9 protein-coding genes are annotated in these 8,469 nt (G+C 43.1%); 2 read left to right on the forward strand and 7 right to left on the reverse strand.

The window, feature by feature from the left end; all coding sequences use genetic code 11:
• Positions 1 to 72: 72 nt before the first annotated feature.
• The 3 genes from argE to ACT3TU_RS13040 form a co-directional block, all read right to left on the reverse strand.
• Positions 73 to 1,317: an acetylornithine deacetylase gene (gene argE / locus ACT3TU_RS13030; RefSeq protein ID WP_192523039.1), complete on the reverse strand. Its 1,245-nt coding sequence runs from the start codon at positions 1,315 to 1,317 to the stop codon at positions 73 to 75.
• Between the two features lie 35 nt (positions 1,318 to 1,352).
• Positions 1,353 to 1,838 (reverse strand): nucleoside deaminase, encoded by a 486-nt coding sequence (locus ACT3TU_RS13035; RefSeq protein ID WP_444784468.1) that lies wholly within the window; start codon positions 1,836 to 1,838, stop codon positions 1,353 to 1,355.
• 252 nt (positions 1,839 to 2,090) lie between these two features.
• Positions 2,091 to 2,744, reverse strand: coding sequence for a UPF0149 family protein (locus ACT3TU_RS13040; RefSeq protein WP_192523037.1), 654 nt, complete (start codon positions 2,742 to 2,744; stop codon positions 2,091 to 2,093).
• A gap of 172 nt (positions 2,745 to 2,916) precedes the next feature.
• Here ACT3TU_RS13040 and ACT3TU_RS13045 point away from each other — a divergent pair, with 172 nt between their 5' ends.
• Positions 2,917 to 3,357, forward strand: a complete 441-nt coding sequence (locus ACT3TU_RS13045; protein WP_192523036.1) for a hypothetical protein — start codon at positions 2,917 to 2,919, stop codon at positions 3,355 to 3,357.
• A gap of 116 nt (positions 3,358 to 3,473) precedes the next feature.
• Positions 3,474 to 3,929, forward strand: coding sequence for a cell division protein ZapA (locus ACT3TU_RS13050; RefSeq protein ID WP_192523035.1), 456 nt, complete (start codon positions 3,474 to 3,476; stop codon positions 3,927 to 3,929).
• A 128-nt stretch (positions 3,930 to 4,057) separates the two neighbouring features.
• Here ACT3TU_RS13050 and ACT3TU_RS13055 read toward each other — a convergent pair whose 3' ends face one another.
• The 4 genes from ACT3TU_RS13055 to ACT3TU_RS13070 form a co-directional block, all read right to left on the reverse strand.
• A complete protein-coding gene (locus ACT3TU_RS13055) occupies positions 4,058 to 4,366 on the reverse strand; it encodes a hypothetical protein (protein WP_413038370.1) in 309 nt (102 codons plus the stop codon).
• 153 nt (positions 4,367 to 4,519) lie between these two features.
• Positions 4,520 to 6,613, reverse strand: a complete 2,094-nt coding sequence (gene glyS / locus ACT3TU_RS13060) for a glycine--tRNA ligase subunit beta (RefSeq protein WP_192529773.1) — start codon at positions 6,611 to 6,613, stop codon at positions 4,520 to 4,522.
• Between the two features lie 9 nt (positions 6,614 to 6,622).
• Complete coding sequence (gene glyQ / locus ACT3TU_RS13065; protein ID WP_192523068.1) at positions 6,623 to 7,606, reverse strand: glycine--tRNA ligase subunit alpha; 984 nt, start codon at positions 7,604 to 7,606, stop codon at positions 6,623 to 6,625.
• A 573-nt stretch (positions 7,607 to 8,179) separates the two neighbouring features.
• Positions 8,180 to 8,392, reverse strand: coding sequence for a PspC domain-containing protein (locus ACT3TU_RS13070; protein WP_192523033.1), 213 nt, complete (start codon positions 8,390 to 8,392; stop codon positions 8,180 to 8,182).
• Between the last annotated feature and the right edge of the window lie 77 nt (positions 8,393 to 8,469).

Consider the following 8,469-nt stretch of genomic DNA (forward strand, 5'->3'; position numbering starts at 1 on the left):
ATATGCGTAAAAAAATAAACACCGCCATAAAGACGGTGTATTTTATACCAATCACTACTTAGGTTGCGCGGTTTATTTGCTAGTATTAGCAGTACAACTCTCTAAGAGACGCTGCAAGAAACTGTCACAGCGCTCAATCTCACTTAATGCAACATATTCGTCGGCTTTATGCGCCTGCTCGATACTGCCAGGCCCACAGATAATCGTTGGAATACCGCTATTGGTAAACTGCCCGCCTTCAGTCGCATACGCTACTTTATGACGTTGATCATCACCTGTCAGCGCTACGATTAATTGTTGTAGCTCGGCACTGTCGCTATCAGTCATAGCCGGTACGCTTTCTTCTTGCATCAGCTCAATGCCCGTTTCTGGTGCTCGTGCTTGCATCTGAGCGGTTAATTCCGCAACTTTTTCTTGAATTGGCGCGACAATATCCTCTTGCGTCATGTGTGGCAAGTTCCGGTAATCAAAGGTAAACTCACACAGATTTGGCACAATATTGGTCGCTGTGCCGCCTTGTATGGTGCCTACAGATAATGTGGAATAAGGCACATCAAATATAGGATCATTATCATCACGATGACTGATTTCTTCAGCCAAAGTATCAACATAACCAATCAATTGGCTGGCATAGCTAATGGCATTAACCCCTTGCGCCGTTAATGATGAATGCGCAGACTTGCCATGGACGCGGCAGCGATAAACAGCAATACCTTTATGAGCAACGACCATGGCCATGTTAGTTGGCTCACCAACGATGCAATAATCAGGTGTGATACCGCGTGCTTTTAAGTCGGCTAATATCAATGGCGCGCCCAAACAGCCCACCTCCTCATCAAATGATAAAGCCAAATGTAGCGGTCGACGTAGTTTGCCTGAACTAGATAACTCTACGGCTTGCGGTAACAGCGTTAACGCACAAGCGATAAAGCCTTTCATATCGCAAGAGCCGCGTCCATATAGCTTGTCACCACGAATCGTTGCAGTAAATGGCTCAGACGTCCACTCTTGACCATCAACTGGCACCACATCAGTATGTCCAGATAACACCAGACCATTATTCACAATATCAGCTTTTTCTCCAGCTGGCACCGTCACAAATAGATTGGCTTTATTTTTAACCTCATTGAAGGTTAAATCTACGCTCAACCCTAACTTCTCGCAATATCCTTTCACATCGTCGATTAACGCCAAATTTGAATGGCGACTAACCGTATCAAACGCCATCAACCGCGTCAGCCAGTCAATACTATCATTGGGGTAATTGGCTGTAGGCGTTGCTTGTTTTTCACCTTTATTATGATTTATCACAGTCATAAGATATCCTTATCACGATATGAGATAAAAAGACCTCAGCCTTTTTGGAATGAACGCTGTTGTAGCGCTTTGACTTCTTCATCTAAGCCTGCAATCGGACCTTCGACGGCTACATCAGGGGCGACTTCTTGGATACTTAATGAATTGATAGGCGATGAAGACTTCACCCCCATCTCATCCATCCACTCACCCAACTGTTTTGATGAGCTGACATAAACAATACGACCAAGCCCTGCCCATGCATGAGCTGCTGAGCACATAGCACAATGCTCGCCTGAGGTATAAACCACGGCTTTAGTGCGCGCATCCGCTGTCATATTTTCTGCGGCCCATTTGGCGACGGCGATTTCTGGATGATAAGTGGCATCGACCGAATTGGCACGGTTACGATCTTCTCGTAGCACTTGTCCATCGGCATCAACCAGCACACTGCCAAACGGTTCATCGCCCGCTTCTAAAGCTTCAGCTGCCAGCTCCACACAGCGACGCAAATGAATCATATCATTATCAGTTGTCATCATAGTCTCCCTTTTATTATTCTTTAATTGCTGTCAAACAAGGAAAGTAGCACAGATAATATCAAGATATTAGCCAGCTATTTAACGCAGTTTGGCAAGATTTAGCCATTTTTTAGCCCATTTAGTTGATTTTGTTCAGATTGAGGACATGCCCTAGGATAGATTTTTCTCGCTTGCTGTGCTTACGCCGACAGAAGCTACGAAAAATCCATCCCAGTCCCGCTGCATATTTTTATATAAACCCAACTATATCATTTACGATGGGTTATTTTGATTCATCGCATCAACGACTGGCGGCATTGGTTTGGGTAATTTACCTTCTGCTTGTAATTCTTTGGTAGTTTTGGCATCGATAGACAAGCCAGCAATCAGTGCAATATCTTTAACTGGTTTACGCTTACGGGTAGCAAAGCTCACTGGCACCATGCGCGCAAACTCATAGATATACAAATAAGACTCTTCGCCGCCTTCAAAATCTTCATCGTCTTCTAGCCGAATGCCACCAATCTTTGCCAAATCTGACAGCATCTCGTTTTCTTCGCTACTTAGACCGCAATCGGTAATACCAAAACCGGTCATAAAACCATTTGCCCACTGTTTCAATGCCATCACGCGCTCGTACAAGTCATGTTCATCATCTGGCACTAATGGCGTATAAGAATAAGCATCATCTTTGTCTTTTAGCTGGAATACCGTATCTTCTGCTTCTTCAGTCAGTAAGGTCAACGCCTGATCAGGCAATGGCGCAAAACTTAGCTCCTCAAACACCTTTGCCCACACTTGCTCATCGGGTGCATTACAGGCAGTTATCAGCCCTGTCATCAAGCCGTGTACCTCACTAATAGATACGTCAGTCCAGTCATCAAACGCCGTCAGCCATGTATTCCAGCCCGAGATATTGTCATTCATAATAGATGTCCTAGTCATTGATTAGTAATAGTTAATAGTTAATAGAAACAAAGTGTCATAAAGCGTCATACAATTACTTTGTTGATATAGATATTATGCGGTCACCTATGGCATTATTAAACGCAGAGAACAAAATTCATTCACGCTTACTTGTTAAGGATAAAAACTGACTATGTATGACCAACTTAGAATATTAGAAAAAATGGTACTCGACATCAAAAAGCAATATCAGCTTGTCAGTGCTGAACTTAGCAGCCTCAAAAAACAACCTGAGACCGATCCAAAAGAACTTGCGGCTCTTAAGACTAAGCTCGATAGCAGCCATACAGAGCGCGATGGTGCGAAAAAACAATTAAATGATCTTGATAAACGTTATCAAAGTCTTGCTGAAGCGCATCATATGATCGGTGAAGAGCAAGACAAATTAAACAAACAGATTGAGCAATTACAACAGCAAAACAGCGAGCTGCAGCAGCATAACAATGAATTAAAGCAGCAGTATAGCGATATTAAACAGCAAAATAGTGATTTGAAAAAGAAAAACGAATTGGCCGCTGAGCGTACCCAAGTGGTATTGCAGCGCTTGACGCGTATTGATCAGGCAGAAAGTTAATCAATCATTGCCACTGATAACGTTTAATGCTTATTTTTTTACTTATGAAGCCAGCAAATTTATAGCAGTGATATTTTATATTATTCTCTTTAATAACATATATTGTAGGATTTATCATGACCGATGACCATAAAAAATCTGTAGAAAAACAGCCACAAAACAGCACTCAAATAGAAAACAGCCAAGCAAAAAATACTGGACCTAAGCCGCAACAGGCAGCATCAAATGGTTCGTACACACCAATCACCGCTGCGAAACCTGATGATAAAACCACTGAACCACAAATTAAAAAGGTCGATATCGCGATTGCTGGCATCACCTACCCGATCTATTGCCCAGTGCATGAGCAAGAAGAGCTGCTTTCAGCGGTTTCTTATATCAATGACAAGGCTTTAGCCCTAAGAAAAGACGCGCCCAGCCTCAGCCAAGAAAGCATCCTTGTCCTATGCTGCTTGAATTTATACGAAAAAATTCATACCAACCAAATAAGCGAAGAAGATCGTTTGCAGCAAGATAAGCAATCTGGGGCTTTGCTAAGTAAAATTATGAAAGACGCCCAGTCTATTTTATAAATCAATAATGACTTAGTCGATACCAAATAAAATAGACCCGCTCCGTTATTATGGCGTATGGAACAGATAAACGCTTAGCTCACCAGAACTAAGCGCTTATTTTTAAGCATCAATAATACATAATGTATTTAGAGGTCTGGTTTATACGTCTCGCCTGCATGAAAATCTGCTTGATGCTCATAATTGCAAAAGAACAGCTCTTTATTGGCGTTAATGTTGCTATTGCTTTCACTCTCTGCCTCTGTCGCTAAGCTAGGATTAGTCTCAAGCACACCGCGATACTCAGCCAGGCTATTGCCACAAAAATCACACTGGCGCGGTGTGATCACATCACCTTTTTTTGGCATCATACTTTTTGGCGCGCGCGGGTACATAAACTTATAAAACCCCCACATCACAATCCAAATAATGATAATTATAATGATAACAGCTAACACGGCAGTGCTCCCTCTAATATGACTTAAGACATTATAAACTGAACCATTCATAATACGCACATAAAAAACTGGCTACGGTGAGCCAGTCTTATTATCTAAAAACCAAAATTACTTAACAATCAAATTGGCAGTAAATTATTGATGCTGATAGCACTATAACTGTAGCTCACTAATATCAGCGACGGTCAAGAATAAAGCACGAACCTGTTTAAGTAGCGCCAAGCGATTGGCTTTGAGTGCTGCGTCTTCACTATTAACCATTACATCAGCGAAAAACGCTGTCAATGGTTCATCTAAACTGACCAAGGTTTGCAATACTTGCGTATAGTCAGCCTGTTCGAGTAAAGGCTCAACAGCGGTTTGTGCTTGCAGAACGCTGCTATACAGGTTTTTCTCAGCAGGCTCAGACAATATCGCCTCATTGACCTCATCAGCGACACTCACTTCAGACTTAGCTAAAATATTGGCAACACGCTTGTTAGAATCAGACAGTTTTTCGGCTTGTGGCAACTCACTAAACGTTTGTACCGCACGAATACGCTGATCAAAATCGAGTGGCATATGCGGATGAATCGCTTGTACTGCTTGAATGGTATCGACGCTGACACCTTGCTCAGTATACATGGCCCGATAGCGCGAATTTAAAAACGCCATCACTTGGGTAAAGGTATCACCCATTTTGGTAATCTTGCTATCATCGGCAGTGCTATAGTTTTTAATCGCTTGCTCAACCAAAGCCACCAAGTTAATCGGCAACTGCTTCTCGATTAAAATACGCAAAATACCAATGGCAGAACGACGTAAGCTAAACGGATCCTTTGAACCCGTTGGCGCTTGATCGATGGCGAAAATACCCACTAGCGTATCTAAGCGATCGGCCAGCGCCAAGCAAATACCGACAGCTGTCTTCGGCAAGATATCACCACTGAATTTGGGTAGATACTGCTCTTCTATACTTGCTGCTACCGCTTCTGGCTCGTCATTTAAGCGAGCATAATAGGTCCCAGCAACACCCTGCAACTCAGGATACTCACCAACCAGTGAGCTTGCCAAGTCTGCCTTAGACAAAATACCAGCCCGTACCGTTTCATCAATACTAATATCATGACCTTGTTGCTGCATTAAGGCAGCAATAAAAGCGGCAAGCTTGGCAATACGTTCAGACTTCTCCCAAATCGTACCCAATGTATCTTGGAATACACGGGTTTTCAGGCTTTCTGTTAGCGCAAATAATGGCTGCTTTTGGTCTTGTAAGAAGAAAAACTCTGCATCCGCTAAGCGTGGACGCACAACCTTTTCATTACCTTCTATGATTTGATTGGGATCTTTAGACTCAATATTGGTAATAAAAATGAAGTAAGGCTGCAATGTGCCTGCTTTATCGGTCAAGCAAAAGTACTTTTGATCCGCTTGCATGGTTGAGATAAGCGCTTCTTGCGGTACTTGTAAAAAGCGCGGCTCAAAGCTTGCTCGCAATGCAATGGGGAAATCAACCAATGCTGTGACTTCATCTAATAGATATTGCGGCACGATTGCATCAGCACTAACTTCATCTGCTAAAGCCTTGACTTGGTTTTTAATCAGCATTTGACGCTTGTCAAAGTCCGCCACCACTTTTAAACCATCAAGCAGCTGTTCATAATCATTGGCATGAGCAATGTCATGGTAATCAGGGCTATGGAAGCGATGACCACGGGTTTGCATACCAGTTTGATGACCTTGGATAGTGGCATCAATCACCGCACTATCTTGCATCAATACGACCCACTGTACCGGACGCACAAATTCATTGCGGCTCGTACCCGAACGCATACGCTTAGCAATCGGTAGATTATCAAGCGCGGTCTGAAAAATAGCCGGCAGCAGCTCAGTCGTCGCTTGACCATGAATGGTTTGCTCATAACCAACATAATCACCTTTATCGGTGTTAATGGTCATCAGCTCACTAGCGTCAACCCCCAAGCCTTTGGCAAAACCCATCGCGGCGCGCGTTGGATTACCATCCGCATCAAATGCCGCTTTAATCGCAGGGCCGCGTTTCTGCTCGCTGCGGTCCGGCTGCTTGTCGCTAATACCTTGAATTTGCAGCGCCAAACGACGCGGTGCGGCAAAGGCTTTGATACTATCGAAACTAATATCAGCTTCATTTAATTGCTCAGTGACACTTTTTTGTAGCGCATCACGTAAAGGTTTTAGGCTCTTTGGAGGCAGCTCTTCACACCCCAGTTCAAATAGAATAGTACTCATGGGATGCTCCTATTTATTATTAGTCGTTTGGTTAGTATCGGTAGAATGGTCAGTGTCTGTATTCTCAACCAATTCTTTTGGCAAAAACTTATCAAGTGCTGCTTGACGATGCGCCTCATCCGCCAGTGGAAAGCCTAGCTTGGCGCGTGCTTCAACATAACCCAACGCAACTTTGCGCGCCAGCGTACGTACCCGTAGGATAAAACGCTGACGTTCAGTGACGGAAATTGCACCACGCGCATCAAGTAAATTGAAGGCATGTGAAGCTTTTAACACCATCTCGTATGCTGGTAGTGGTAGACCCTCAGCAGCTAATTTGTCTGCTTGTTGCTCGTAAAAGTCAAACATCTGACCCATCATCGGCACATCGGCGTGTTCAAAATTATAGGTCGACTGCTCAACTTCGTTTTGATGAAAGACATCGCCATAAGTGACACGACCAAACTCACCGTCGGCCCAAACCAAATCATAAACGCTATCGACACCTTGCACATACATGGCCAAGCGCTCAAGTCCGTAGGTAATCTCGCCCGTGACAGGAAAACATTCGATACCGCCCACTTGCTGGAAGTAGGTAAACTGCGTCACTTCCATACCGTTTAGCCAAATCTCCCAACCCAGTCCCCATGCGCCAAGCGTTGGTGACTCCCAGTTATCTTCAACAAAACGCACATCATGTACCAGCGGATCGATACCTATGGCTTTAAGTGAGCCTAAATACAACTCTTGGATATTAGGTGGATTGGGTTTTAGCACCACTTGGAATTGATAATAATGTTGTAAGCGGTTTGGGTTGTCACCGTAGCGGCCATCCGTTGGACGACGTGATGGCTGCACGTAAGCGGCATTCCAGCGCTCAGGACCTAATGAACGTAGAAAAGTCGCTGTGTGGAAGGTACCCGCGCCAACTTCCATATCATAAGGCTGCAAGATGACACAGCCCTTATCAGCCCAATAGCTTTGTAGGGTTAGGATTAAATCCTGAAAAGTCATCGGCTGAGGGTCTTTGTCTTGTATCATCGAATTTTTTGCTTCGGTTGTCATAGTAAAACCACTGTGAATGAGTATGATTAAATAAATCTTTGATAGCGCTCGTATAGCCCATTTGGCAACGAGGCTATTTGCCTGCTCACCTTACTAAAAATTGACTATTTTATCTATATTTACCGTAACTAAATTTACGTCGCAGATAGAAATGCTTGGCTTTGGGACTTAGCTATCATCGGTTCAGAATAAAAGCGATACGGTTATAATAACCGGCTACTAGCTGTAAAGTGAGTCTGCTATATTAAGAAGCTTCCATTAATAAGTTATGTCAAACTTGTTTAGTCTACAACGCGTTGTACTTGCACTCGTTTTCCTTGCTACTCTAATTTTTGTGAATGGTATTATATTGATAAAGGCGTTCAAAGCCATGAATAAAAAAATACCCAAATGCGTGAGCATCTGGGCAGGAGGAAAAGTATATCTCTATTATCCTGATTTATCAGGCTTTTTATTTTTTAAGGTACTGCAATTTGTAAATCTCTACTGCTGAACAGACTACTATAAATTTATCATTTATTATCATTGATAAGACTGGCTACTTGCTTTTGGCATGATTATCCATAAGATGATATAGATTAAAATACCGGGTACGGCCGCACTCAACGAGGAGATAATGACGAATAGCACTCTAACCCAAGTTGGTGACCAGCCGACATATTCTGCTATGCCCCCCATCACGCCTGCTATCATACGATGATTCTGCGAGCGATGTAATTTTGCTAACTTAGCCAAATCAAATACCTCTCTTTTATAGTTATTGCTTTTGCAATTATTGATATTTATTTTGCTTTTATTTTTATGCTTTATTT

Source organism: Psychrobacter sp. AOP3-A1-26 (genome assembly GCF_052378235.1).
Taxonomy (GTDB): Bacteria; Pseudomonadota; Gammaproteobacteria; order Pseudomonadales; family Moraxellaceae; genus Psychrobacter.

What these genes read in the sequence shown, in the direction of transcription:
- ACT3TU_RS13035 (WP_444784468.1), bottom strand. Translation starts at nt 1,838, where the DNA reads ATGATGACAACTGATAATGATATGATTCATTTGCGTCGCTGTGTGGAG.
- glyQ (WP_192523068.1), bottom strand. Translation starts at nt 7,606, where the DNA reads ATGACTTTTCAGGATTTAATCCTAACCCTACAAAGCTATTGGGCTGAT.
- ACT3TU_RS13050 (WP_192523035.1), top strand. Translation starts at nt 3,474, where the DNA reads ATGACCGATGACCATAAAAAATCTGTAGAAAAACAGCCACAAAACAGC.
- ACT3TU_RS13040 (WP_192523037.1), bottom strand. Translation starts at nt 2,744, where the DNA reads ATGAATGACAATATCTCGGGCTGGAATACATGGCTGACGGCGTTTGAT.
- glyS (WP_192529773.1), bottom strand. Translation starts at nt 6,613, where the DNA reads ATGAGTACTATTCTATTTGAACTGGGGTGTGAAGAGCTGCCTCCAAAG.
- argE (WP_192523039.1), bottom strand. Translation starts at nt 1,317, where the DNA reads ATGACTGTGATAAATCATAATAAAGGTGAAAAACAAGCAACGCCTACA.
- ACT3TU_RS13045 (WP_192523036.1), top strand. Translation starts at nt 2,917, where the DNA reads ATGTATGACCAACTTAGAATATTAGAAAAAATGGTACTCGACATCAAA.